Here is a 24401-nt window from a genome sequence, read left to right on the forward strand (position 1 = left end):
CGCTTTTGTTCGCAGCAGGGGCCGTACCCACAGCAAATACCCTCGCGGCCTGCAAATACGCGTGTCAATTCTGAAAAGCGCTTTCGTTTCAGATATTTAAGCATGTTGGGAGCGACCAACAGCCAAATCGAGGCGGAAAGGCTTCCGTTCGCCTACCCGGATCATCGCCACGCCGACATACTGTTTCAACACCATCTTCACGCTTCGAGCAAACGCCGTGGGCGATCACTCCTCGGTGCCCTACCCTGGCACACCCGATTTCCAGCGTTCCGGCCCGGTGCGGCGGAACACAGAACCAGCACTGTTGAGATGGAACAGACCACGCGCCTCGTCAGTCAGGCACCATGTCATTTTTGGAGTATTGTCCGTTCTCGTCCCAAGAACCGCCAACCCTGTTTGAACTTAAAATCCAGAAAGCACGTTTTTCCATATAGTTAGCTAGGTTGGGAGCGACCAACCACTAGCCCGCCCGCAACCGCTCCTGCCCGCTTGCCTTGATCAGCGCCATGATCATCGGCCCCAACGAAAACTCGCCGCGCGCCGCTCGTCTGGTCAGGTCGCGGAGATATCCTCCAGCCGACGTGATCATCGTTGCTCGCTCCAGGATGCAGGCCACAGCCACCGCAGCGTTTTCCGGCCCCATGATTTCGCAGGCCTCCTGGTAGGCCGACGGGCTGATCCCAAGCATAGATCGCACCACCACGGCCGCCTTCATCATGCTGCGCCAGTTCTCAATCGCACCGCCATCCCCATAGTCGGTGATTTGTGGGCATGCCTTCAACACCATCCCCAACGGGAATGCCTTCAGCGTCTCGGTACTTGGTTGGCGGGCTGGGTTCGGCTTCACCCCCTGCTCATTTCGAGAGCTTGGTTCAAGTTCATTTATAGATTCGGTATTTGAATTTTGTATGTGCTGCTCGTTATGGGCATCATTGGTGCTGGATTTTCCTGAAAAATCCTGAACTTCCAGCCGATTGAGAACTTCCTCCCGCAGCATCTGCATCTCGTCAAGTATTTCCCCGATCGTTGCCAGTGGTGCAACACGAGGGATACGTCCGACCAGTGCGACGTACATGTCCTCAATTGCCTGCCAGTCGCCTTCCGCGCCTTCATCCATTGCAGCCGTGATCAGCTTGCGGACGTCTCTGCGGCAAATCGTCAAGCTCTCTTTCGCCTTCCTGAGCGCTGCGCGATCGGCCATGACTTGCTGGGCCATATGCGCCAACTCCTCCGAACGCGCCAGAAGCGGCGACAGATCGAAGCCGTAGGCGCATTCGATCTCCCCTTTGCCGTCCTTCCTTGCGTATCGCTTTCCATTGGCGCTATCCTTACGCACGATCAAGCCCGCATCGACCAGCACGGCGAGATGGCGACGCAACGTGGCGCCAGCCATCGAATGGGCCCGCAGGCACAGCTGAACGTTCGATGGGAATACGACCAACTGCCCGTCCTGCCGGAGTTCATTGTCTGGATGAAACGTTAGCAGCGCATCGAGAACAGCCAAGCTGTTCGACTGGATACCAAGCAATTCGATCGCTGCGGAGGCATCCCTGAATACCTTCCACTTATCCACGGCCTTGCCCGGCTTGATGTCGGCTGTCTGCGTCTGCCGACGCACCAGCGCAAGCGTCATCGGCCGCCGCCCAAAGGGCGTCGTTACACTTCCCGTTTGCATTGTCTTTCACCTTTCAGCAGGCAAAAGAAAAACGCTCACCAAAACGGTGCCAAAGACTCTTGACGATGAATCCGGGAAATGCGATTCTGTGCTTGCTTAGGACACAGATTGGGCTTCCGGAACGGCGACGTTTTGGGGGCCTTTTCTTTTTGCGATTACGCTTCCTTCTTCTTCAGTTTCTCAGCTTGATGCTCCGCGAAGAGCCCAGGCAATAGTTCGAGCACGAAGGTCGCGAATTCCGGCGTGGCCTTCTTGTCGATTGAAATTTCAAGCTTGCCACGGCCATCCTTGACCAGCGCCAGGCGTGTCCCCGTCGGCGTCGACAGGATACCCGGTGCGCCGCGTTCGACGCGACGCGGCTTCAGCTGTGCAATCATCGCCTTGACCCGGTCTGCAGACGGTAGGTCCTGGACCGCATCCGACATGGCAAATCGCAATGCTTCCGGAAGGGCAGGGGTCTTGTCGAGCAAGTCGGCGAGTTGCTGCCAACCACCTCGCCCGACACCCGGGGCGGGCCCAATTGCATCGATGAGCTCCGCCGGCAGGGATTCGACGAGGCTCAACATCCTCGAGAGATCCGCCTTGTCCACAGACATGGCCGAGATGATGGTTTCACGCGAGAAACGATCCTTGAGCCGCGCCGCGAACCGCGCCTTCTCGATGAAGGTCAGGTCCTCGCGCTCGTTGTTTTCCTGGCCCTGTGCGATGACGAGCTGTTCATCCGTCATTTCGCGGACGATAGCTTTGACCGGCAGGCCCAGATCCGACACCACACGCAGCCGCCGGTGGCCGAAGGCGACCTGATAGCGGCCCGGCTCATCTGGGTGGGGCCGGACAAGAATAGGCACTTGCTGACCCTGGTCGCGAATGGATGCACGCAGACCATCGACGTCGCCCGGCATGCGGTCGCGGACAAAAGACGGCTCGATCGCGGCAGTGTCCAGCTCTACAACAGACTGGCCCTCGGCCAGTTTGCGCTCAATCTCGTTGGCGCGACGGCTCCGCTCATTCAAATCGCCAAGCGACCTGGTGACGGCCGCCATCGGTTTCGACTTTGCCGCATCGAGATGTGGACGGGAAAATGGCGGTGGCGCGGAAGGCTGGTCAGGCTTTGCGGTGCCGTTGAGCGAGGAGAGAAGATTTTTGCGGCTCATGATCTACCCCATGTCGCCTTGATCAGACCCTCGATCTCGGCGTTGACGTTGTTCATCGATTCCAGAGCCCGGTCGTAGGTCGTTCGAGTGAACTGGCTGCGCTCAACCTCAAAGAGGGTCTGGTTGGTTATTCCTGCATCCGATACGGCCGTGCTCTTCAGCATAGGATTGACCAGAACATCCTCGCCGAACATGGAGCGAAGAAATGCCACCATCTGGTTCTGTGGTCCGTCGGTTGGCTCGAAACGGGTGATCAGATAGCGCATCCAGTTGTTGCTATCCTCAGCACCCGCATCAGCGATCTCGCCGAGTAGTGCGCTTGTCATCGCCAGGAACTGGTTCATCGACATGACGTCCAGCATTTGAGGATGGATAGTTATAAGGACCGATGTCGCGGCCGTCAGCGCCGAAAGTGTCAGGAAGCCGAGTTGGGGAGGGCAATCAATGACCACGACATCATAGTCGTCACGAATCTCCTGGATCGCGGCCTGCAACCGGGCAAAAAACAGCACGTCGTCTGGCTTGCGCTGAAGCAGAGCCTTGGGCGTATCATGCTCAAATTCCATGAGTTCGAGATTGCCTGGAATAATGTGAAGATCGGGGATGTAGGTCCCGCGAATGATCTCCTGGATCGGCCGGCGCTCGTCATCGTATCGGATCGCACCGTAGATTGTCTCATTTGGGCCAACGTCGAATTCCGGCTGGTTGCCGAAAAGAGCCGAAAGGCTGGCCTGTGGGTCAAGATCAACGGCGAGCACGCGGTAGCCACGCAATGCAAGATATTGCGCAAGATGGGCAGCCGTCGTCGTCTTGCCCGATCCACCCTTGAAGTTCATGATAGATAGGACCTGAAGCTCCTCGCCCTCGCGCCGATGAGGCACATAGCGGCCGGTCGAACGTGCGGGTTTGTCCAGATGTGCCCGCATGGCTGCGATATCATGAACGGAATACATCCGTCGGCCGCCGGCCAGTGCCGGGCTGAATTCGTGCTCGCCTTCTTTGGCCGACTTTTTTTCCAGTCCAACTGCGGCGGTGCGAAGGTAACCCTCGGCTACTCCCAGAAGTTTAGCGGCTTCCGATGGTGTGAACGATCGAATTCCCTTACGGGCGTGGGGAGGGAAAATATTCGATTGATGCTCTTGCAGTCTGGCCGAAAGCGATGCCGCATGCGCCGTGATCTTCGAGCGCAGCGTGATTGTCTTTTTGATCTCAGCCTTTGCAGTATTCGTCATCTTCTCGCCTGTTTCGCCTCGCCTGCGGATCGAGGCCAGAAAATGACCAAAGTCCGCACACGACGAATAAGACCCGTTTACGTTCGCCGGGCAAGCTCTTTAAGGTTAATGTTTCCTTAAATAATCCGATTCCCGTTCCGGCTATTTCGATCTTTACTGTTTCTATTCAAGGCCTTGGTAGCACCACACCCGCCTAGTGATGTGGTGAGGAAAAAGTGTCGAAAAACCGCATCCCCGTCTCATATCCGTGTCCTGTCCATCTTCTTTCAGTTTTTGCCCTCTCATTTTGCGACTCAGTGCGACTCACGATGCGAGATTCGATTTCCCTAAGTCGTGGAGGGAAAGAACAAAAACCAACTCCTTCCTTTCTCTCAAGCGGCGATTTTCACGTTCATTTGGATTGTTTGCCATCATGAGGATTTGATCCAATTGTCGTGACAATCACCCGATACCCACACAGCATGGCAAGAAAAATAGAGCAGACAAACCATCAACGTGCACCAGTCAGTGCAAGGTCGGTCTGACCGAAAACCACTTTTCATAAATGATTCCGACGTGTTGCCTCTTGCGCGTTAGAAATCGCGCATCAAGCCCACTAACACTTTTGCTAGTCAACGTCCGCGGTTCAGTATTGGCTCAATCCGCGCTGGACACCCGAACAACGAGAATCACTCACTAACACTTTTGCCAGTAGATCGAAGTTTCTTGCCCCGGCAAATCTTATCGCGTCATCAATGCAAGGGAGATTTGCTCGATGCGCGTCATAGCCTTCAAGAGCCCAAAGGGCGAAGTTGAAAAGCGTCTCATCCACGAAATGTACCGGCTGTGCGCCCGCATGTTTTCAGGGCTGCGGGCACGGAAAGTCGGGTTCGGCTTCGGTGTGCAAGCCGACACTTTCGACGGAGTGAACACCGCCTACCTTTCTTACCGGGATCCGACTGATGCAGCTGTCGGCTGTGCACTCCCCGTATCAGTAGAAGGCGGATCAAGGATGCGAAACGTCTTTCCGCAGCGTTTGTCAGCAGGTCACCGGTCTACGCCTCGGAGAATAATCGAAAGTTCTCGCTCCTGCGTCGATACCAGAGCGATTGCCGACTGGGAGCAGGGCGGTCTCCATTTGGCGATCTTCTTGATGTCCGCCGAAATCGCTGAGTGGCGCATCCGCAGCGGCTACCGCGAAATCGGCATGGCAACAGACCTCCGGCTCGATGGCATTTTTCGTCGAGCCGGTTGGCCTTTCATCCGTATGTGGCGGCCGTCACAGATCAATGAAACGGGAAGCATCGCTGGCGTCGTGCGCGCCGACCGACAAAGCTTCGATCCGCTCCGACCCAACAGCCATTCCTCGCACTTCGTACGCCTTGAAGAGAAGGCGGTTTGATCATGATCAACAGCCAGAACCGCTCGCTGCCGCGACTTGTCAGCAAGCTTCGAAACGCCTTGGGAGATCATCTATGCGTCGCACTCGAAGACCCTGGTGTCGTCGAGATCATGCTCAACCCTGATGGGCGTCTGTTCATCGAACGGCTTGGTCACGGTATGGCAGCGGCTGGCGAGATGACACGCTCTGCCGCGGAAACCGTCATCGGTAGCGTCGCCCATGTTCTGAACTCGGAGGTCGATGACGATCGCCCAATCGTTTCGGGCGAACTGCCAATCGGTGGGCACCGATTTGAAGGATTGCTGCCACCGGTGGTCTCCGGACCATCTTTCACCATCCGTCGTCGCGCGTCCCGTCTCATACCTTTAGATGACTACGTGACCAGCAAGGTTATGGCATCAAAGCATGCGGAGTTCATTCGCAGCGCCATTGCCTTGAAGCTCAACATCCTGGTTGCCGGTGGCACGGGCTCGGGCAAGACCACGCTCACCAACGCAATCCTCGCTGAAATCGTGGCAAGCTCACCAGATGATCGACTTGTCATTCTGGAAGATACCGCCGAGATCCAGTGCGCCGCTGTGAACGCAGTCAGCCTGCACACCAGCGACGCCGTCGACATGTCGCGTCTCCTGAAGAGCACGATGCGCCTTAGACCGGACCGGATCATCGTTGGAGAGGTCCGTGACGGCGCAGCACTCACCATGTTGAAGGCCTGGAACACGGGGCACCCCGGAGGGATCGCAACGATCCACTCGAACAGCGCGCGCTCCGCGCTCCAGCGTCTCGAGCAACTAACTGCAGAGGTGAGCCACCAGCCAATGCAGGCTGTCATCGGAGATGCAATCGATCTGATCATCTCGATTGAACGAACGGCCAAAGGCCGGCGGATCAGCGAGATCCTTCACGTAACCCGATTTGCAGACGGCCAGTATCAGACCAAACCCTACGCAGAGGATAACCGCGATGCAGCATAAGAAGTCTTTCCTCGCCCTCATGCTGATCGCCGGCAAAGCAATCGCGGCCGCAACGCCTGCTTTCGCCAGCTCCGGCGGAAGTCTCCCATGGGAAGGACCGCTCGAGCAGATCCAGGAATCCATTACCGGCCCGGTCGCGGGTTATATCGCACTGGCTGCTGTCGCGATTGCCGGCGGCATGCTGATATTCGGTGGCGAGCTCAACGATTTCGCCCGAAGGCTAATGTACGTCGTCCTGGTCGCAGGCATTCTGCTCGGTGCCACTACGATTGTGGGTCTGTTCGGTGCCACCGGCGCCTCAATCGGCTTGCCAAAGGAACCGGTCAGCCAACTTGTTCCGCACGGCGAAGGGGAGGGGGCCCGATGAGCCTCCACCGCAATCGCATCCACCGCGCCCTGTCGCGACCAAACCTCTTGATGGGCGCTGACCGCGAACTGGTGTTGATCACCGGACTTGCGGCCGTAATCCTGATCTTCGTCGTGCTGACGGTCTATTCCGCGCTTTTTGGCGTAGCAGTCTGGATCGTTATCGTCGGCCTGCTTCGCATGATGGCCAAGTCTGATCCGCTGATGCGACAGGTCTATATCAGGCACATTTCCTACAAGTATCACTACCGGCCGACGACGGCGCCATGGCGAAAATACTAGAGGTGTCCTGATGGTTGTCCTCAAACGTTTCCGCGCCACCGGTCCGTCCTTCGCTGACCTGGTCCCCTATGCAGGCCTGGTCGACAACGGCGTCTTGCTCCTGAAGGACGGGAGCCTGATGGCCGGCTGGTACTTCGCCGGCCCGGACACCGAAAGTGCCACCGACCTCGAACGCAACGAGCTCTCCCGGCAGATCAATGCGATCCTGTCGAGGTTGGGCACGGGCTGGATGATCCAGGTCGAAGCAATCCGGGTGCCGACGGTCGAATATCCTTCTCCAGAGCAGTGTCATTTCCCGGACCCTGTCACCCGCGCGATCGATGCGGAGCGCAGGAGCCATTTCGGGCGAGAGCAGGGGCACTTCGAGAGCAAGCATGCGATCATTTTGACCTATCGGCCGCTCGAGTCGAAGAAGACGGCGTTTGCAAAATACATCTACTCGGACGAGGAGAGCCGGAAGAAATCCTATGCGGACACGGTCCTGTTCGTGTTTCGCAACGCCATCCGGGAAATCGAACAATATCTGGCCAACACTCTGTCGATCACCCGCATGCAGACGCGCGAAGTCCGCGAAAGGGGAGGGGAGAGGACAGCGCGCTACGACGAGCTTTTCCAGTTTGTCCGCTTCTGCATCACGGGGGAGAGCCATCCGGTTCGCCTGCCTGAGGTCCCAATGTACCTCGACTGGCTGGTAACGGCGGAGCTGGAGCATGGCCTGACGCCGAAGGTCGAGAACCGGTTCCTCGCTGTCGTCGCCATCGATGGCCTACCGGCGGAGAGCTGGCCCGGAATCCTCAACAATCTCGACTTGATGCCGCTGACCTACCGCTGGTCGTCGCGCTTCATTTTCCTCGATGCGGAAGAGGCACGCCAGAAGCTCGAACGCACCCGAAAGAAATGGCAGCAGAAGGTTCGCCCCTTCTTCGACCAGCTCTTCCAAACCCAGAGCCGATCGCTCGATCAGGACGCTATGACGATGGTCGCCGAGACCGAGGATGCCATAGCCCAGGCGTCCTCGCAGCTCGTCGCCTACGGCTACTATACCCCTGTGGTCATCCTTTTCGATGAAAACCGCGAAGCCTTGCAGGAAAAGGCAGAAGCTATCCGGCGGTTGCTTCAAGCCGAGGGCTTTGGAGCGCGCGTCGAGACTTTGAATGCGACCGATGCCTTCCTCGGCAGCCTGCCCGGCAACTGGTACGCCAACATCCGTGAGCCGCTGATCAACACAAGCAACCTCGCCGACCTCGTTCCCTTGAACTCAGTATGGTCGGGCAATCCGGTGGCGCCCTGCCCGTTCTATCCGCCGAACTCGCCACCGCTGATGCAAGTGGCCTCGGGCTCAACGCCATTTTGCCTCAACCTGCATGTCGACGATGTCGGGCACACCCTGATCTTCGGGCCGACGGGCTCGGGCAAATCGACCCTTCTCGCACTGATTGCCGCGCAATTCCGTCGCTACGAGTTCGCCCAGGTCTTTGCATTCGACAAGGGCAACTCGCTCCTCCCGCTGACGCTTGCTGCCGGCGGCGATCACTATGAGATCGGCAACGACCCATCCGGGGAGGGGAGGGCTCTGGCATTCTGCCCGCTGTTCGATCTCTCGACGGATGGACATCGGGCCTGGGCGACCGAGTGGGTTGAAATGCTCGTCGCCCTTCAAGGCGTCACCATCACGCCTGACCATCGCAATGCGATCTCACGCCAGATTGCACTGATGGCGACCGCGCCCGGGAAGTCGCTCTCGGACTTCGTCAGTGGCGTGCAGCTGCGCGAGATCAAGGATGCGCTGCATCACTACACCGTCGATGGCCCGATGGGTCAGCTTCTCGACGCGGAAGAGGACGGCCTGACGCTCCGGACGTTTCAGTGCTTTGAGATCGAGCAGCTGATGAATATGGGCGAGCGTAATCTGGTGCCCGTCCTCACCTATCTCTTCCATCGGATCGAAAAACGGCTCGACGGCTCGCCGAGCCTGATCCTGCTGGATGAGGCATGGCTGATGCTTGGTCACCCGGTGTTCCGCGACAAGATCCGGGAATGGCTGAAGGTGCTGCGCAAAGCCAATTGCGCTGTCGTTCTAGCGACCCAATCGATCTCCGACGCCGAACGCTCCGGGATTATCGACGTACTGAAGGAATCCTGCCCGACAAAGATCTGCTTGCCCAACGGCGCCGCACGCGAGCCGGGTACCCGCGAATTCTATGAGCGGATCGGCTTCAACGAGCGTCAGATCGAGATTGTCTCAAGCGCCATTCCCAAGCGCGAATACTACGTCGCCACACCGGATGGGCGCCGACTTTTCGACATGTCACTCGGACAAGTGGCGCTGAGCTTTGTTGGCGCATCCGGGAAGGAAGACCTGAAGCGCATCCGGGAGCTGAAGGCGGACCATGGCCAAGACTGGCCGGCCCATTGGCTTGAAATAAGAGGAGTTCACGATGCCGCATCGCTATTCAAAGCCCCATAACTGGGGCGTCGCAACGATGACGGCTCTGATTGCGCTGTCGCCAATTGTCTTCGCTCACGCGGGAGCCGCCACAGGCGCCGCAACGGAATGGACGCAGCTCGCCAACAATGCGCAACTCATCGACCTTCTAAAAAGCTCTGGCCTGCAGGTCGACAACCAGCTGACCCAGATCACCCAGTTGGCAGAGCAGATCCAGAACCAGCTAAAGATCTACGAGAACATGCTGCAGAACACGGCCCAGCTCCCTGACCACATCTGGGGCCAGGTCGAAGGCGATCTCAATCGGCTTCGCGATATCGTCGACCAAGGACAAAGCATCTCGTTTTCCATGGGCAATGCTGACGATGTCCTTCAGCAGCGGTTCAAGGGCTATGCGGACCTGAAAACCAACCTGCCCAATGCTGAATCCTTCTCCAACACCTATCAGATCTGGTCGGATACGAACCGGGACACGATCGGCAGCACGCTGAAGGCGGCAAGCCTGACTGCGGACCAGTTCGATACGGAAGAGGGCACGATGGACTCGCTGCGATCCATATCGGAGTCGGCCGATGGCCAGATGAAGGCGCTCCAGGTCGGACACCAGATCGCAGCCCAGCAGGTTTCCCAGATGCAGAAGCTGCGCGGTCTTGTCTCGCAGCAGACGACGATGATGGGGACGTGGCTCCAGTCCGAGCAGACGAACAAGGATCTCGCCCAGGCCCGGCGAGAGGAATTCTTCAAATCTGCCGCGCCCTCAACATCCGCCGGCGAAAAGATGAAGGTGGAATGGTGAGAACGAAACTGATCCTGGCCATCGCCGCTGCAGTCATCTCTCTCGGAGGAACGGGCCTCTGGTTCCTGATCTCGGAGAGACAGGAAGCGCAAGAACGGCGCGAGAAGTTTTTCGGGTCGACGAAGGAGCATCCGACGTCGGGCGGCGATAAGATGAAGATCGAGTGGTGATCGCATGACCTCTAAACTTCAGAACATCAGGGCCATGGTGGTGCCCGTCGCATTCATCGTCATATCGTTCCAGCCCGCAATTGCGCAGGAGGGATCGGTCCTAACTGCCCTCCAGAACGAGATCACCACTGCCGCCAAGGGTTGGGAAACCACAATCATGGATGCGGCCAGGTCCCTGTTCTGGATCCTCGCAGGGATCGAGATCGGGATAGCTGCCGTATGGTTGGCGCTTCAGGCCGCGTCGCTCGACAGCTGGTTCGCCGAACTGGTCCGGCGCATCATATTCGTCGGCTTCTTCGCCTTCGTTCTCGAGCAAGGGCCGACCTTCGCGAAGGCGGTCGTCGATAGCTTGTTCCAAATCGGCGCGGGGGGAGGCACGGCGTCGCCGGCCGATGTCTTCAACGCAGGCTTGGCCGTTGCGACCAAGATGTCAGAGAAGGTGCAATTCGGCCTGTTCGAGGACAACGCGCTCGCAATTTCAGCGGCTTTTGCGATGGTCGTGACGGTGATCGCATTTTCGCTCGTTGCCGCGATTTTCGTGTCAGTGATGGTCGAGATGTATCTCGGTCTGCTCGCGGGAATGATCATGCTCGGATTGGGAGGCTCGTCATTCACCAAGGATTTTGCCATCCGCTACCTGATCTATGCGTTCTCGGTCGGCATGAAATTGATGGCCCTGGTCATGATTTCCCGGATTGGATCCGAGGTCCTGATTGGCCTCGCGGGCCGGCCTGACGTCGGAGACCAATTCCAGTCCGCATTGGCGATCGCAGGGATCGCAGTCGTGGTCTTCATTGTCGCCATGTACGTCCCGAACATCATCCAGGGCCTTGTTCAAGGGGCATCGGTCACGGGCGGAATGGAAACCATTCGTCACGGTGGGCAGGCAGCATCTTTCGCGCTTGGTGCTGCATCGCTCGCCGCTGGCGCCGCCGGAACCGGCGCTGCTGCAACTCAGTCCGCCCGCGCTGCAGGATCTTCTGTGGCGGGCGCGGCACTTCGTGGCATGAGCGCCGGGATCGGATCGGCCGGAAAGGCGGCCGGCTCAGCTGCCAAGGAAAAGGCGATCGGTTCACCCGGAGCCTATGCCGGCTCGATCATGGGGCTTGCCAACGCCAAGCTCGATCAGGCCCGCACCGGTCAAAGCGGCCTTAGAACTCCGCCAGAACGAAACGACACGTAATCATCAGGAAGGCAAAAAGCGATGGCAGCAAACCGGCCACCCGACAGCCCTTACCTTGCCGCGCGGCAGGAATGGACAGAACGATATGGCTCCTATGTCCAGGCCGCGCGCGCATGGCGGATCGTCGGTATTCTTGGACTGTCTATGGCCGTGATTGGCTTCACCTATGCGATGTATCTCAGCACGCAGGTCAAACTCGTGCCCTACATCGTCGAGGTCGACAAGCTCGGCACCTCGGTGACGGCAGGCTTCCCCCAGCAGATCGAATATGCCGATGCCCGCGTCGTTCGCGCAACACTCGGCAATTTCGTCACGAGCTTGAAGTCGATCACACCGGATGCGGTGGTGCAGAAGCAATACATCGACCGGACCTATGCGCTCTTGAGAACCTCGGATCCCTCGACCCAGAAGATCAATGCCTGGTTTCGCGGCAATTCTCCGTTCGAAAAGGCTAAGACATCGACCGTCGCCATCGAGGTCAACAACATCGTCGCACTCTCCAACCAGACCTACCAGATCGACTGGACCGAATATGAGCGCGACCGCAAGGGCAAGGAAACCGGCACGCGCCGGTTTCGCGGCATCGCAACCGTCGCGCTGACCGCCCCACAGGACGAGGCGATCATCCGCCTCAACCCGATCGGTCTTTATGTCCAGGACTTCGATTGGACCGCACAGCTTTAAGCACAGAGGAAAAGACATGTACAAAACAGGATTGATCGCGACCGTCGGCTGCATGGCCGGGTTCGTCCTTGCGGACTGCGCAATCGCGCAGAGCATGACCTCGAACGAGGTGAAAGGCACCGACATCTCTCGAAAATGGCGGGGCACGTCCGGTCTGGTCACGACCGGCCCCGATGGCAAGGTCATCTTCCTGTTCGGCGAGACCCAGCCCTCTGTCGTCTGCTCGCCACTTCAGGTCTGCGACATCGAGATGCAAGGGGGCGAGATCGTCCGTGATGTGCTTGTCGGTGACACGGTCCGCTGGAAGGTCGAACCGGCGACGTCTGGCGCGACCGGCGGGCAGGCGATCCACCTCATCGTCAAGCCGTCCGAAGCTGGCCTTGTTACATCGATGGTCGTGACAACATCTCGGCGGACCTATCATATCCAGCTTAAATCCCATCCCAGCCAATATATGGCCCGGATCGGCTTTGAATATCCGGAGGATGTCTCGACCAAGCTGGCGGATATCAATGCGCGCCTTGAGACAGGCGGCATTCCTGGAATCGCTCCCGACAAGCTGAACTTTTCCTATTCAGTCAGTGGCGGTGCGTCGTGGCGACCAAAGCGCGTCTACTCCGATGGCGCCAGGACCTACATTCAGTTTCCTCGGTCTATCTCGGGTCAGGACGCCCCAGTGCTCTTCGTTGTCAGCGGCGGTCAGAACCGCATCGTCAACTATCGCATGAAAAACGACATGATGATCGTCGACTACGCCGTCGACAAGGCGGTGCTCGTCTCCGGGGTTGGTTGGCGCCAGCAGAAAATAACCATCCGGCGCGGAGGCTGACCGATGAAGAAGACAATCGCCGCCATCATCATCACTACCGTCCTTTCCGGTTGCCAGACTGCGGATGAAACCCTGACCACAAATTCCACTCCGATCACCGTCACTGGCGCCACCGCAAGCGCGATCGCCGGCGACATGGCAAGCCGCCTTGCCGAACAGGTCGATCCGGCCGGCACCACGACCCTCAAAATAGACAATGATACTTCCGAATACGCCATCGCCCTTGAGGCAGCGCTGAAGGGATGGGGATACACGGTCATCGCCGATGGAAAAGTCGGCAAGGATCAAAAACCGGTCGAGGTCGCGTGGTCGATCGACAGCTTTGACGGACAGGTCCTCGCGCGTGTCAGCACACCGGCCATCGCCCTCGGCCGGGCCTATACAGCAACGTCAGCGGGCGCGACGCCCGCCAGTCCGCTTTCGATCATGCAGCGAAACTGAGGGGAGGGGAGAGCATGGTTCAATCGCTCCAGCTTGGCACGACGGGCAATGCTGACGATCAACAGAGCATGCGGCGCCTAAATCGGCTTCCGATCATCGTCGCGATTGTCGTTATCGTGCTGTTTTTCGGCGTCGTCATCATCGGCCTCTCTTGGCGCGGTCTATCGTTTAGCCGTGGAAATGAACTCGACACCGGTTCCAATTCACTGGCGACCACATTTGGCGATCAGCTCAAGCGCGGCGTGTCGGACGCAATTATAGGCGAGCCAGAGAGCCGAGAGGTGTTTCAGCCGACACCAGTGGTTGTCGAACGCGAGCCTGCAGGGGAGCCGGCCGTGGAGCGCCAGAGCGAAGTCCGGACAGAACGCCGCTCACAACTCGAAACTGAAACGGAGTGGAAAGCTCGGCTGAAACGGGAACAGGACGAGCAGATCCTTCGGGAGGCACAGCGTCAAAGGATGGCGCGGCTGCAGGCACGAGCGACTGCGCTCGATTCACCGCTGAAGGTGGATGTTTCTGAGGTGCAGAAGAGCGCATCCGAGAGCAGCAGCGACGCTCGTCTGCCGCTCACGGCCACGACGAACAGTGCATCCGATCTCTACAGCGCTGCGATGAAGTCGGGTTTGACCGGACAGAATATTGACCAAAATGGCCAGATGTCGAAGGAAGACTTTTTCAACCAGGACATCAAGGATCTCGGCTATCTCCCGAACCAGGTGGTCCCCCAGCTATCGCCCTACGAGTTGAAGCGAGGATCGGTCATTCCGGCGACTATGATCACCGGCCTGAACTCTGATCTTCCCGGCCGGATTTCCGCCCAGGTCAGCCAGAACGTCTATGACAGCGCCACCGGCTATCGGCTCCTGATCCCTCAGGGAGCAAAGCTCTTCGGCCGATATGATTCGAAGGTGTCGTTTGGCCAGGAACGTGTTCTGGTCGTCTGGACCGACCTCATCTTTCCAAACGGCTCAACGCTTCAGATCGGCGGCATGTCGGGCACGGATGCCGAGGGGTATGGCGGTTTCAGGGACAAGGTCGATCGTCATCTCTGGCGCACGTTCGGCTCTGCCGCGCTTGTTGCCATCATCGGCACGGGGATCGATATGTCGATGCCGGAGAGCTCGACGCTGGCCACGCAGGATACGGCTTCGGACGCAGCGCGCCGGAATTTTGCCGAGAGCTTCGGCCGGGTGGCCGAGCAAACCATCTCAAAAAACCTCAATGTCCAGCCGACGATCAGGATCAGACCTGCGTACAAATTCAACGTTCTGGTCGATCAGGATCTAATTTTCCCGAACCTTTATCGCGAATGAAACATGCGTTCGCCCACGCCGATCAGCGGCTGCGCAATTGAACCGGGTTGGCGTGTCACAATCTTGCGGGGGGAAATTTTTCTGCAAAGTCGCAGTCTCTTTCGATGACTGTCAACCGCTCTAGAATTCAACGGCCTTCAGATGGGCTACGGGATCGACGAGGGGCTGCGTGCCAGCGATCTGGGACAGGCATAATGCGGTCATGATCGTGCAGGACAAGGCGACGCAGGAAACGTTCATCGACGACAGCCTGCAGCCGGCGTGCTCAGGCAAACATCCGCCGTAGCAGTCGCGGAGGCCTTGATCTCGATACCGATATTCCGGCTGAGCCGCTCGGTCAGGACGCCAGCTCAAAAATCACAGACGACGAAGCTCTCGAGCAGGGGCAGATTGACGGGCTGGGGCCGTCGAAGCAAGACGTCCGTCCAGCTGCTCTGCTCTTTGAAGCTGCCACGGGGCATCTAAACAGATCCAAGCCTTGATCGTCGAAGACTGATCGGCGATGTCCAGCGCTCTGGATTCTATCTGGATGGCAGGTTCTCTCGCAGAAAAATATCCATCTTTAACGGCGCAACGGAAAGCCCATTGCCGGATCGATCCGGTTGAGCCGGGCTGGAAGCGGCAAGGGCTGCTGTAATGACAAGGTCCGGATCAGAATTTATCACCGCGTCCATTGTGCCATCGAGGAGAAGGCGACGGGTATCGGTGCTCAGCCCATGACCGATAAAGACCACCTTGTCGCCGCAGTCACGCTCCCTGAGGGCGCGCGGGATGCCATCCGATGAGCCGCCGACATTGTAGATGCCGACCAGGTCCTTCGTCTGGTCCAGCAAAGCCAGCGTGTGACGATAGTTCTCATCGCGATCATCATGGCCCTCGCGAAGGCCGACGATATGCAACTTCGGGAATTGCTCCTCTATCAGGCTCTGAAAGCGCATTTCCCGTTCGGTATGGGCCCGGTAGATGCGGCTGCCGGCAATCACAGCTACGCTGCCCTCGGTCTCCCGGCAGAAGCGACCCAGCAAGTAGGCTGCAGTACGTCCGGCTGACTGGTTGTCGAGACCGACATAGGCTGTGCGGATTGACGGGGCAAAATCGGAGACGATCGAGATACCCCTTTCCCGGCGGCCACCAATTCGCCGCTTACTTCGCCGTGGCTGTCATCGCCATGGCTTACTTCGAAAGGCCGTTTATAGCCGCTCCGGCCTGAACATGCGCATCATAACCTGCGAGCGCCGGATCAGATGCTGGAATAGCGCGCCCGCTATATGGAGAACGATAGCAGCGAGCAGAACATTGGTCAGGAGAGCATGCACCAAGCCGGCCTGATCGATCCCAAAAAACCAGGCGGCCGCGCCTGAAACCGGAAGTAGCAGCAGTAGGACATAGATCACGCGATGCACAAGCTCCGAGATAAGCTGCATGACATGCGGCTCATCTTGGGGCGGCGGGGGGACTCCGCGAGTGAAACGCAAATATATTCTAGCAACCGCAGCGATAGTAACGAGGGCACCCGCTGCAATATGCAAATATGTCAGCACCGTCTGGTCTGACGGTGCGGGGTTGCCGCGAGCCAAGGCGGTCCATGAAAGCTCGATGCCTTTATGCGTCAAATATTGGAAGGCGACCAGAAACACGACGATCCAATGGAGGGCTATCTGAATCCGCGAATAGCCTGCAATTTTCCGGTCAATCGCCAAGAGTCTTACCCCCACCAGAGATTGTTCGCCGCCATTAGCAGACGCCCTGTGTGAATTTACACACTACACGCGGCCCTGATGAGCCATGGGCGCGTCAGGCAATGACAACGCCCGATGGGTCACATCGTTCCGCGCCTTGCCGAGATGAGGCGCTTTTCCCGTCAAAAACCGGCTCAGACTGGAACTAAGTGTTCTGAAAAGCATTTTGGCAAATTGAAGCTTATAGCGTCCCCATCGCGCGCCAATTACGGAGAGCCCCATCAGCAGAAATGCGACACTGTGGCCAACTCAAATCTATCTGGCGTCTCGATCAGGCGCTGGACCAATGCACGTCGTCTTGTATTTGGCGGTTCTTCCCATTCTTGGATCATGCAGTGGAGTGCAGTCGGCGCTAGACCCAGCCGGAGAAGAGGCCCGTCAAGTTGCAACGCTGTTCTGGGTCATGACCGTCGGAAGCGGTGCGATTTGGGGCATTGTCGTCGCTTTGGCGCTCTATGCATCGCGCCGGAAACGCAGACCTGTCTCAGAGGAGACCGCTGGCAAGCTCATCTTCTGGGCGGGGGTGGTCTTTCCCGTCACTGTCTTGACCGCCTTGCTGGCCTTCGCACTTTGGCTCATGCCAACGCTACGTCCCTTTGCCTTTGGCGATTTTGCGCGCCTGCGGGTCGAAGTGGTCGGCAATCAGTTCTGGTGGCGTGTCGTCTACCACCTGCCTGACGGGAAACGTGTTGTGTCGGCAAACGAAGTCAGGCTCCCGGTCGGCGAGCGGGTAGAATTCTCACTGACGAGTGCCGACATGATCCATTCCTTTTGGATCCCCGCGCTCGGCGGAAAAATGGATTTGATCCCAGGGCGTGTGAACCGCCTGTCCCTGCTCGCTACGGAGGCTGGAATCTACCGTGGCCAATGCGCCGAATTCTGTGGTGTCGCACACGCGCTGATGGCGTTTCCAGTGTTTGTCATGGAGCCGACCGACTTCAACGAATGGCTGAACGCGCGCACAACACCGTCGGCGGGCGTTGAGGCCGATGCAAGAGGCCGGGACCTATTCCTCGGAAGAGATTGCGGCACCTGTCATCGCATCGACGGAACGCAGGCGCAAGGATCGTCCGGTCCAGATCTCTCGCACATCGGGTCACGCCTTACTCTCGGCGCTGGACAGGTCAAAAATGACCCGGACGCGCTCGGGCGTTTTATCGCCCATTCGAGCGCCATCAAACCCGGGAGCATGATGCCAGCCTACCTCGATCTGCCGGAAGATGACATTGCCGCGATGGCTTTTTGGTTGAAAGGTCTGCAATGAGCGGAGCTGCACCACCTGACCAAGACAAGGCCGCAGAGGAAGCTAACCTCAGGGCTGTTTGGGCCACACCCGAGGGTTGGCGCTACTGGACGTCGGTCAATAACACCCAAATCGGCCTGTGGTACGGGTCCACCGCCTTTGCGTTCATGCTTTTTGCAGGCCTGCTCGGGCTCCTGATACGAGCTCAACTCGCCGTACCGGAGAACGATCTGCTCTCCGCCGACACCTACAATCAGGTCTATACGCTGCACGGAACCGTGATGATGTTTTTGTTCGCGGTGCCGATCTTCGAGGCGGTGGCAATCTTTCTGCTGCCGCCTATGTTGGGTGCGCGAGAACTGCCGTTTCCCAGATTGGGTGCATTCGGCTTCTGGAGTTTCCTGATTGGTGGCGTCTTCGTCTGCGGCTCGATCTTCTTCGGAGCAGCACCGAACAGCGGCTGGTTCATGTATCCACCGCTCGCCACCAGCGAGCAAGCCGGCATCGGTGCCGATATCTGGCTGCTCGGCCTCTCCTTCATCGAAGTCGCATCGCTCGCTGCCGCTGTCGAACTCATTGTTGGTATTATGAAGTGCCGCGCACCGGGCATGCGCGTAAACCTGATGCCACTCTTTGCCTGGTACCTGCTGATCGTCGCTGGTATGATCCTGTTTGCCTTTCCACCGCTTATCGCAGGCGACCTGCTGTTTGAGTTGCAGCGAATGTTCGATTGGCCGTTCTTCGACCCCGAGCGCGGCGGCGACCCCTTGCTCTGGCAGCACCTGTTCTGGATCTTTGGACACCCCGAGGTCTACATCATCTTCCTGCCGGCGATCGCCCTTCTTGCCATGATTATCCCAACTTTCGCCGGACGCCCGATTGTCGGCTATTCCTGGATCGTGCTTGCCGCAGTCGGAACCGGATTTCTGTCCTTCGGCCTGTGGGTTCACCACATGTTTGCGACTGGCCTGCCGCAGATTTCGCTCGCCTTTTTCTCCGCCGCTTCCGGCGCAGTTGCGATTCCGACTGGAGTGCAAATCTTTGTTTTCATTGCCACCATGCTTGCGGGTCGAGTGATCTTGTCGACGCCGATGCTATTTGCGATGGGTGGTCTCGCGATTTTTGTCATGGGTGGGCTGACAGGCGTTATGGTGGCGCTGGTGCCCTTCGACTGGCAGGCCCACGACAGCTATTTCATCGTCGCTCATCTGCATTACGTGCTGATCGGCGGCATGCTGTTCCCGGTCTTTGCGGGATTGTACTATTACTATCCGCTGATCGATGGAAAACAGATGTCCGTTCGGGTAGGCCGCTTCGCATTCTGGCTTATGTTCGCAGGCTTCAACATCGCATTCTTCCCGATGCATCTGTCCGGGCTGCGCGGCATGCCGAGACGCGTCTACACCTATCCGGCAAATCTGGGTTGGGACTGGTTGAACCTGATTTCTACCATGGGTGCCGTGGTTCTCGGCATTGGCATGTTCGCTGTCGTGGTCGATGTGACGCTCAATCGGAAAAGCAAGCCTCGCGGCAAAGACAATCCCTGGTGCGCCGGCACGCTGGAATGGATAAGCGAACCGGAGGAAAACTGGGGCGTGCGCTCAATCCCGCATATCGAGAGCCGCTATCCGCTTTGGGATCAGCCCAATCTCGCAGAGGAGGTGAAAGCGGGACACTGGTATTTATCCGACGCCAGGGAAGGCCGTCGCGAAACGCTTGTCACCTCAGTGCTCGATGCGGCGCCGGAGCAGGTTTTGCGGGTCGGCGGCACCTCCTATGTGACGATCATCAGTGCGGTGACACTGGGCGCGGTGTTCGTAGCACTCACTTTCAAATGGTGGCTGATCGCCCTCGTTGCAGCGATAGCCTTTTTGGCGGCCATCATCTGGTGGCTCTGGACCGGTACCGGTGAAATTCCGGAAAAGGCAGAGAAAGACATCGGACGAGGTCTGAGCCTTCCCATCTATGCGTCCGGTGTCAAGTCGGTGGGCTGGTGGGCCATGTTTATTACCATGACCGGCGACGGCACGGCTTTCGCCAGCCTCGTCTTCGGCTATTTCTTCTTCTGGACCATACATGAGGATTTCACCGGCGGGGTAGGTGGCCCGGGTATGATCTGGCCGCTCACGGCGCTCGCCCTGTTTGCGGGCGCTTGGGCAGCTACTCTTGGAGCCCGTGAAACCAACCGGCGTGGAGCAATATGGGCCGCGCGGTTCTTGCTGCTTGCTGGCGCTCTTGTGTCGGCTTTGGGGTGTGCGGCAGCTCTCGCCGGACCCTGGTCCACAAGCATGGACCCGACTGCCCATGTCTACCCGGCGATCGTTTGGGTCTTGGTCATCTGGGCTACCGTGCATGGAGCGGTTGGCATCATCATGCAACTTTATTGTCTGGCGCGCAGCCTCGCAGGCAGACTGACCCCGCAACATGACATGGAACTTCATAACGTGGCACTCTACTGGCACTTCATGCTGGTGACGGCGCTTGTCACCTTTGTGGTTGTAGGCCTGTTTCCGGAGGCTCTTTAATGTGGCGCCTGCTACCCCGCCAGATCGAGACGTTGTGGACGCTGTTCACCTCGCCGGTGGTCTGGGCTCTGCATTTCCTCGCTTGCTACATTGGCGCTGCGATTTTTTGTGAGAAGCCACAACTGTTCGCCGACGATTTCAACAATCTACGCATCGGCATCGCTATAGTGACGACAATTTCGCTCTGCATGATCGTTTTTGCCGCTCTTCTTGCCTGGCGGCAATGGGGCTTTGGTTCCCGCGCCCCTCCACATGACAATCCGACCCGCCGCGAGCGCGTGTTCTTCCAGGGCTACGCGACGCTGCTTTTGTCAGGCTTGAGCTTCATTGCCGTGATTTTCACGGCGATGCCAGCTCTCTTCATCACGGAATGCCTGCGATGAGGCAAGTTGCGCTGTCGATCGGTCTACTGCTTCTCGCCCTGATCTGGCTTGGGCCACTTCTCGGCGCATGGCGCGGGTCCTTCGCTTCGGGTATGGTCGCACATATGGGCGTCGTCGCTGTCGCCGCGCCGCTGATCGTCATTGGGTTACCCACGCACTGGCAGATCGGTGCTTCCATGCCGACGGCGTTGCCGGTCGTCGCCTCGCTGCTCGAGCTTCTGGCGGTTTGGGGGTGGCATGCGCCCGCAATGCGCGCCGCGACGCAAGCATCCCTTGCTGTGACCATTCTTGAACAGTCAAGTTTCCTGTTTGTCGGTCTGTTCCTCTGGGCCACAAGCTTCACCCAGCAGGGCGAACGCAAGCACGCCTTGACAGGCGCTGGCGCGCTGTTGCTCACCTCTATCCATATGACCTTGCTGGGTGCGCTTCTGGCGCTCAGTCCGCGCTCTCTGTACGGCGCGGGCGATGTCACCTGCTTCGGCACTGTCCTGAACGCGGGGCAAGATCAGCAGCTTGGCGGGGTCATCATGCTGCTGATCGGCGCGATTGTCTATCTGGTTGGGGGCCTGGTGCTGATCGCGCGGCTGCTGGAAGAACCGCGGCCAAGGATTGGCGGCAGCATCGGAACGCAATAGACGAGTGAAAACTCTAGGAAAATGTCGGAAACTACAGGTCTCTCCAGACGTTGTGTTTTGCATGCGAACGAGAGGAAGCAAGACCATTGCCGACGACAGCATGACGACGACCCGACCACCTTCAAGACAGGGCAGGCGGAGATGCAAGCGTGATCCGCGCTCCAGGGCGCGGAAGAAATACTGGGAATGAAGAAGACGGTTCTTCCCGGCTCCATCCATCTTGGCTGCAGGAGGTGAAGCTTAATGGCTGACAATCTCTCGACCTATCGTTCCAAGCGGAACTTCAAAAAGACGGCCGAACCGAGTGGTGAGGTTGGCGACAAGGTCACGATCCATCCCTCGAACCGCCGGCGTTTTGTGATCCAGAAACACGACGCGACGCGGCTTCATTACGATCTGCGCCTGGAGCTCGATGGCGTTTTCAGATCCTGGGCCGTCACCAGAGGCCCTTCGCTCGATCCCCATGACAAGCGCCTGGCCGTCGAAGTCGAGGACCATCCGCTCGACTACGGCGATTTCGAAGGCACGATCCCGAAGGGTCAGTATGGCGGAGGCACTGTGATGTTGTGGGATCGCGGCTACTGGGAGCCGGAAGGCAACAGGACGCCTGAAGAAGCTTTAGCGAAAGGCGACTTCAAGTTCACCCTGGAAGGCGAGCGGCTGCAGGGAAGTTTCGTGCTTGTCCGAATGCGCCATGATCGCAATGGCGGCAAGCGGACAAACTGGCTGTTGATCAAGCATCAAGACGAATTCTCGGTTGAGAAGAACGGAGCGGCGGTCCTCGAGGACAATGATACATCTGTCGCGTCAGGCAGATCCATGGAGGCGATTGCAGCAGGCAAAGGCAGGAAGCCAAAGCCTTTCATGTTGGACGGAAACGCGGTTACCGAGGATGCCGTCTGGGACAGCAGCCGAGGCCTCGCGGCCGAGGAACGCAAGGCCGGAACCAAGTCGTCCAGGAAGCTGACTGCGGTAAAGCCTGCAAAACCCATCATTCCAGATTTTGTTGCGCCGCAGCTCTGCGAGACATTGGCGCGTCCGCCTGCCACTCATGGCTGGATCCACGAGATCAAGTTCGACGGGTATCGCATCCAGATGCGTGTCGTGGACAGTGACGTGTCTTTGAAGACACGCAAGGGGTTGGACTGGACGTCAAGATGGCCAGCTATTGCCAAATCGGCTGCATCCCTTCCCGATTGCATCATCGATGGCGAGATCTGCGCGCTCGACGAAAACGGTGCCCCCGACTTTGCAGCGCTTCAAGCGGCTTTGTCTGAGGGCAAAACCGATGACCTGGTCTATTTTGCTTTCGACCTTCTTTTCGTTGGCGCTGAGGACCTTCGCGACCTGGAGCTAGCCGAACGCAAGGACCGGTTGGCGACGTTTCTACAGGATGCAGGCGACGACCCGCGCCTTCGGTTCGTCGAACATTTCAAAACCGGGGGTGATGCCGTTCTCAAATCCGCCTGCCGTCTCTCCCTGGAGGGTATCGTCTCCAAGAAAGCTGATTCCCCCTATCAAAGCGGGCGGTCTGACACATGGAGGAAGTCCAAATGTCGGGCCGGGCACGAAATCGTCATCGGCGCCTATGCCATGAACAATGGCAAGTTCCGCTCTCTCTTGGTCGGGGTCAATCGTGGAGACCATTTCGTCTATGTCGGCCGCGTGGGTACGGGATACGGTACGAAAACCGTAGAGATGCTTCTCCCTAAATTGCGGGCCATGGAGGCATCGAAGTCGCCTTTCACCGGTATCGGCGCACCCAAAAAGACCACAGACATTGTCTGGCTGAAACCCGAATTGGTGGCCGAGATCGAGTTTGCTGGTTGGACAGCCGATGGCCAGGTGCGACAGGCGGCATTCAAGGGACTACGGGAGGATAAACCGGCTAAAGAGGTCGAGGCGGAAAGACCGGCGACACCAGCCAAGGCCGAGGTGCCTGACCCGGAAATGGCGAAACCGGCTCCAAAACGCTCCCGTCGAGCCATCGGCAGGCAGGAGGTCATGGGCGTGATGATTTCCAGCCCTGACAAGGAGCTCTGGCCGGACTCCGGCGAAGGGGAACCGGTCACCAAAGTCGATCTCGCCCGATACCATGAAGCGGTGGGGCCCTGGCTGCTCGATCACATCAAGGGTCGCCCGTGCTCGATCCTTCGCGCGCCGGACGGGATCGGTGGCGAGCAGTTCTTCCAGCGTCACGCAATGCCTGGCACATCCAACCTGCTTGAACTGGTTACAGTGCGCGGCGACAAGAAGCCTTACCTGCAGATCGATCGGGTGGAGGGGCTTGCGGCCATCGCCCAGCTTGGCGGCGTCGAGCTGCATCCCTGGAACTGTGAGCCCGGCCAACCCGAGGTGCCAGGTCGGCTGGTCTTCGACCTTGATCCGGGTCCCGACGTCGAGTTCGCGACTGTTGTCGAGGCGGCGCGCGAAATCCGCGATCGCCTGGAAGTACTCGGCCTGGTCAGTTTCTGCAAGACGACGGGTGGCAAGGGCCTGCATGTCGTGACACCCCTCGTCGCACCCAAGGGCAAGAAGCTCGGTTGGGACGAATCCAAGCGCTTTGCCCACGATGTCTGCCAGGACATGGCGCGCGACAACCCGGGTCTCTACTTGATCAAGATGGCCAAGGCACAGCGCGAGGGCCGGATCTTTCTCGACTATCTGCGCAATGACAGAATGGCCACGGCGGTCTCACCCCTGTCGCCGCGTGCCCGGCCGGGCGCGACAGTGTCGATGCCCCTCAACTGGACCCAGGTGAAGGTGGGCCTCGATCCAAAGCGATTCACGATCAGGACCGCGCCGGACCTGTTGACGGCAAACACACCATGGCTGGATTATTGCGATGGGCAACGATCGCTGGAGCAGGCGATCAAGCGATTGAACAAGGCGAGGAAGGCGGACGCCTGATAAGCGCCGGTCACAATCGGAGTGTTGTTTGTCCGCTGTC

The 24401-nt window shown here is 58.5% G+C and carries 22 protein-coding genes; 17 read left to right on the plus strand and 5 right to left on the minus strand.

Annotation, left to right across the window (positions count from 1 at the left end; genetic code table 11):
* Positions 1–460 precede the first annotated feature (460 nt).
* The 3 genes from repC to repA form a co-directional block, all read right to left on the minus strand.
* Positions 461–1675 carry a plasmid replication protein RepC gene (gene repC / locus GVK95_RS19675; protein ID WP_159952385.1) on the minus strand — a complete coding sequence of 405 codons (1215 nt, stop codon included), beginning with the start codon at positions 1673–1675 and terminating at the stop codon, positions 461–463.
* Between the two features lie 155 nt (positions 1676–1830).
* Positions 1831–2829: a plasmid partitioning protein RepB gene (gene repB / locus GVK95_RS19680; RefSeq protein ID WP_159952386.1), complete on the minus strand. Its 999-nt coding sequence runs from the start codon at positions 2827–2829 to the stop codon at positions 1831–1833.
* Positions 2826–4061, minus strand: coding sequence for a plasmid partitioning protein RepA (repA, locus tag GVK95_RS19685; RefSeq protein WP_159952387.1), 1236 nt, complete (start codon positions 4059–4061; stop codon positions 2826–2828). The genes repB and repA overlap by 4 nt, the downstream gene beginning before the upstream one ends.
* A 754-nt stretch (positions 4062–4815) precedes the next feature.
* On the opposite strand from repA, the gene GVK95_RS19690 reads away from it, so the two are divergent.
* Genes GVK95_RS19690 through trbI form a run of 12 tightly spaced genes read left to right on the plus strand, consistent with a single transcriptional unit; the run spans position 4816 to position 14926 of the window.
* Complete coding sequence (locus tag GVK95_RS19690; protein ID WP_159952388.1) at positions 4816–5442, plus strand: acyl-homoserine-lactone synthase; 627 nt, start codon at positions 4816–4818, stop codon at positions 5440–5442.
* 2 nt (positions 5443–5444) lie between these two features.
* Complete coding sequence (gene trbB / locus GVK95_RS19695) at positions 5445–6416, plus strand: P-type conjugative transfer ATPase TrbB (protein WP_159952389.1); 972 nt, start codon at positions 5445–5447, stop codon at positions 6414–6416.
* The gene (locus GVK95_RS19700; protein WP_159952390.1) at positions 6406–6783 is read left to right on the plus strand and encodes a TrbC/VirB2 family protein; all 378 of its coding nucleotides are present in this window, start codon (positions 6406–6408) and stop codon (positions 6781–6783) included. Before trbB ends, GVK95_RS19700 begins: the two co-directional genes overlap by 11 nt.
* Positions 6780–7064: a conjugal transfer protein TrbD gene (locus GVK95_RS19705; protein ID WP_159952391.1), complete on the plus strand. Its 285-nt coding sequence runs from the start codon at positions 6780–6782 to the stop codon at positions 7062–7064. The genes GVK95_RS19700 and GVK95_RS19705 overlap by 4 nt, the downstream gene beginning before the upstream one ends.
* 10 nt (positions 7065–7074) lie before the next feature.
* Positions 7075–9531 carry a conjugal transfer protein TrbE gene (locus GVK95_RS19710; protein ID WP_159952392.1) on the plus strand — a complete coding sequence of 819 codons (2457 nt, stop codon included), beginning with the start codon at positions 7075–7077 and terminating at the stop codon, positions 9529–9531.
* A 16-nt stretch (positions 9532–9547) separates the two neighbouring features.
* Entirely contained in the window at positions 9548–10306 is a 759-nt protein-coding gene (gene trbJ, locus GVK95_RS19715) for a P-type conjugative transfer protein TrbJ (RefSeq protein ID WP_244618834.1), read from the plus strand.
* The gene (gene trbK / locus GVK95_RS19720; RefSeq protein ID WP_159952394.1) at positions 10300–10476 is read left to right on the plus strand and encodes an entry exclusion protein TrbK; all 177 of its coding nucleotides are present in this window, start codon (positions 10300–10302) and stop codon (positions 10474–10476) included. The genes trbJ and trbK overlap by 7 nt, the downstream gene beginning before the upstream one ends.
* 34 nt (positions 10477–10510) lie before the next feature.
* A complete protein-coding gene (gene trbL / locus GVK95_RS19725) occupies positions 10511–11659 on the plus strand; it encodes a P-type conjugative transfer protein TrbL (protein WP_244618835.1) in 1149 nt (382 codons plus the stop codon).
* Between the two features lie 21 nt (positions 11660–11680).
* Positions 11681–12343: a conjugal transfer protein TrbF gene (locus tag GVK95_RS19730; RefSeq protein ID WP_159952396.1), complete on the plus strand. Its 663-nt coding sequence runs from the start codon at positions 11681–11683 to the stop codon at positions 12341–12343.
* Between the two features lie 16 nt (positions 12344–12359).
* Positions 12360–13172: a P-type conjugative transfer protein TrbG gene (trbG, locus tag GVK95_RS19735; RefSeq protein WP_159952397.1), complete on the plus strand. Its 813-nt coding sequence runs from the start codon at positions 12360–12362 to the stop codon at positions 13170–13172.
* Positions 13173–13175: 3 nt separating this feature from the next.
* Entirely contained in the window at positions 13176–13613 is a 438-nt protein-coding gene (gene trbH / locus GVK95_RS19740) for a conjugal transfer protein TrbH (RefSeq protein WP_159952398.1), read from the plus strand.
* Between the two features lie 14 nt (positions 13614–13627).
* The gene (trbI, locus tag GVK95_RS19745; RefSeq protein ID WP_159952399.1) at positions 13628–14926 is read left to right on the plus strand and encodes an IncP-type conjugal transfer protein TrbI; all 1299 of its coding nucleotides are present in this window, start codon (positions 13628–13630) and stop codon (positions 14924–14926) included.
* Positions 14927–15447: 521 nt separating this feature from the next.
* Here trbI and GVK95_RS19750 read toward each other — a convergent pair.
* Positions 15448–16062 (minus strand): substrate-binding domain-containing protein, encoded by a 615-nt coding sequence (locus tag GVK95_RS19750; RefSeq protein WP_159952455.1) that lies wholly within the window; start codon positions 16060–16062, stop codon positions 15448–15450.
* A 54-nt stretch (positions 16063–16116) separates the two neighbouring features.
* Positions 16117–16626 carry a cytochrome b/b6 domain-containing protein gene (locus GVK95_RS19755; protein WP_159952400.1) on the minus strand — a complete coding sequence of 170 codons (510 nt, stop codon included), beginning with the start codon at positions 16624–16626 and terminating at the stop codon, positions 16117–16119.
* Between the two features lie 325 nt (positions 16627–16951).
* On the opposite strand from GVK95_RS19755, the gene coxB reads away from it, so the two are divergent.
* From coxB to ligD, 5 genes are all read left to right on the plus strand, one after another.
* Positions 16952–17929 (plus strand): cytochrome c oxidase subunit II, encoded by a 978-nt coding sequence (coxB, locus tag GVK95_RS19760; RefSeq protein WP_159952401.1) that lies wholly within the window; start codon positions 16952–16954, stop codon positions 17927–17929.
* Positions 17926–20433 (plus strand): cytochrome c oxidase subunit I, encoded by a 2508-nt coding sequence (ctaD, locus tag GVK95_RS19765; RefSeq protein WP_159952402.1) that lies wholly within the window; start codon positions 17926–17928, stop codon positions 20431–20433. The genes coxB and ctaD overlap by 4 nt, the downstream gene beginning before the upstream one ends.
* Positions 20433–20816: a hypothetical protein gene (locus GVK95_RS19770; protein ID WP_159952403.1), complete on the plus strand. Its 384-nt coding sequence runs from the start codon at positions 20433–20435 to the stop codon at positions 20814–20816. The genes ctaD and GVK95_RS19770 overlap by 1 nt, the downstream gene beginning before the upstream one ends.
* A complete protein-coding gene (locus GVK95_RS19775) occupies positions 20813–21451 on the plus strand; it encodes a cytochrome c oxidase assembly protein (protein ID WP_159952404.1) in 639 nt (212 codons plus the stop codon). Before GVK95_RS19770 ends, GVK95_RS19775 begins: the two co-directional genes overlap by 4 nt.
* A 243-nt stretch (positions 21452–21694) precedes the next feature.
* A complete protein-coding gene (ligD, locus tag GVK95_RS19780; RefSeq protein ID WP_159952405.1) occupies positions 21695–24361 on the plus strand; it encodes a DNA ligase D in 2667 nt (888 codons plus the stop codon).
* Positions 24362–24401 lie beyond the last annotated feature (40 nt).

This window comes from Rhizobium sp. 18065, assembly GCF_902706095.1.
In the GTDB taxonomy this organism is placed as follows: Bacteria; Pseudomonadota; Alphaproteobacteria; order Rhizobiales; family Rhizobiaceae; genus Allorhizobium.

Excerpts from the sequence above, each read along its gene's own strand:
- GVK95_RS19690 (WP_159952388.1), top strand. The coding sequence starts at position 4,816 with ATGCGCGTCATAGCCTTCAAGAGCCCAAAGGGCGAAGTTGAAAAGCGT.
- GVK95_RS19700 (WP_159952390.1), top strand. The coding sequence starts at position 6,406 with ATGCAGCATAAGAAGTCTTTCCTCGCCCTCATGCTGATCGCCGGCAAA.
- GVK95_RS19775 (WP_159952404.1), top strand. The coding sequence starts at position 20,813 with ATGAGGCAAGTTGCGCTGTCGATCGGTCTACTGCTTCTCGCCCTGATC.
- trbL (WP_244618835.1), top strand. The coding sequence starts at position 10,511 with ATGGTGGTGCCCGTCGCATTCATCGTCATATCGTTCCAGCCCGCAATT.
- GVK95_RS19710 (WP_159952392.1), top strand. The coding sequence starts at position 7,075 with ATGGTTGTCCTCAAACGTTTCCGCGCCACCGGTCCGTCCTTCGCTGAC.
- ligD (WP_159952405.1), top strand. The coding sequence starts at position 21,695 with ATGGCTGACAATCTCTCGACCTATCGTTCCAAGCGGAACTTCAAAAAG.
- trbI (WP_159952399.1), top strand. The coding sequence starts at position 13,628 with ATGGTTCAATCGCTCCAGCTTGGCACGACGGGCAATGCTGACGATCAA.
- trbJ (WP_244618834.1), top strand. The coding sequence starts at position 9,548 with ATGACGGCTCTGATTGCGCTGTCGCCAATTGTCTTCGCTCACGCGGGA.
- GVK95_RS19730 (WP_159952396.1), top strand. The coding sequence starts at position 11,681 with ATGGCAGCAAACCGGCCACCCGACAGCCCTTACCTTGCCGCGCGGCAG.
- repC (WP_159952385.1), bottom strand. The coding sequence starts at position 1,675 with ATGCAAACGGGAAGTGTAACGACGCCCTTTGGGCGGCGGCCGATGACG.
- repB (WP_159952386.1), bottom strand. The coding sequence starts at position 2,829 with ATGAGCCGCAAAAATCTTCTCTCCTCGCTCAACGGCACCGCAAAGCCT.
- coxB (WP_159952401.1), top strand. The coding sequence starts at position 16,952 with ATGCACGTCGTCTTGTATTTGGCGGTTCTTCCCATTCTTGGATCATGC.
- GVK95_RS19770 (WP_159952403.1), top strand. The coding sequence starts at position 20,433 with ATGTGGCGCCTGCTACCCCGCCAGATCGAGACGTTGTGGACGCTGTTC.
- GVK95_RS19705 (WP_159952391.1), top strand. The coding sequence starts at position 6,780 with ATGAGCCTCCACCGCAATCGCATCCACCGCGCCCTGTCGCGACCAAAC.
- repA (WP_159952387.1), bottom strand. The coding sequence starts at position 4,061 with ATGACGAATACTGCAAAGGCTGAGATCAAAAAGACAATCACGCTGCGC.
- ctaD (WP_159952402.1), top strand. The coding sequence starts at position 17,926 with ATGAGCGGAGCTGCACCACCTGACCAAGACAAGGCCGCAGAGGAAGCT.
- trbB (WP_159952389.1), top strand. The coding sequence starts at position 5,445 with ATGATCAACAGCCAGAACCGCTCGCTGCCGCGACTTGTCAGCAAGCTT.
- trbH (WP_159952398.1), top strand. The coding sequence starts at position 13,176 with ATGAAGAAGACAATCGCCGCCATCATCATCACTACCGTCCTTTCCGGT.
- trbG (WP_159952397.1), top strand. The coding sequence starts at position 12,360 with ATGTACAAAACAGGATTGATCGCGACCGTCGGCTGCATGGCCGGGTTC.
- trbK (WP_159952394.1), top strand. The coding sequence starts at position 10,300 with ATGGTGAGAACGAAACTGATCCTGGCCATCGCCGCTGCAGTCATCTCT.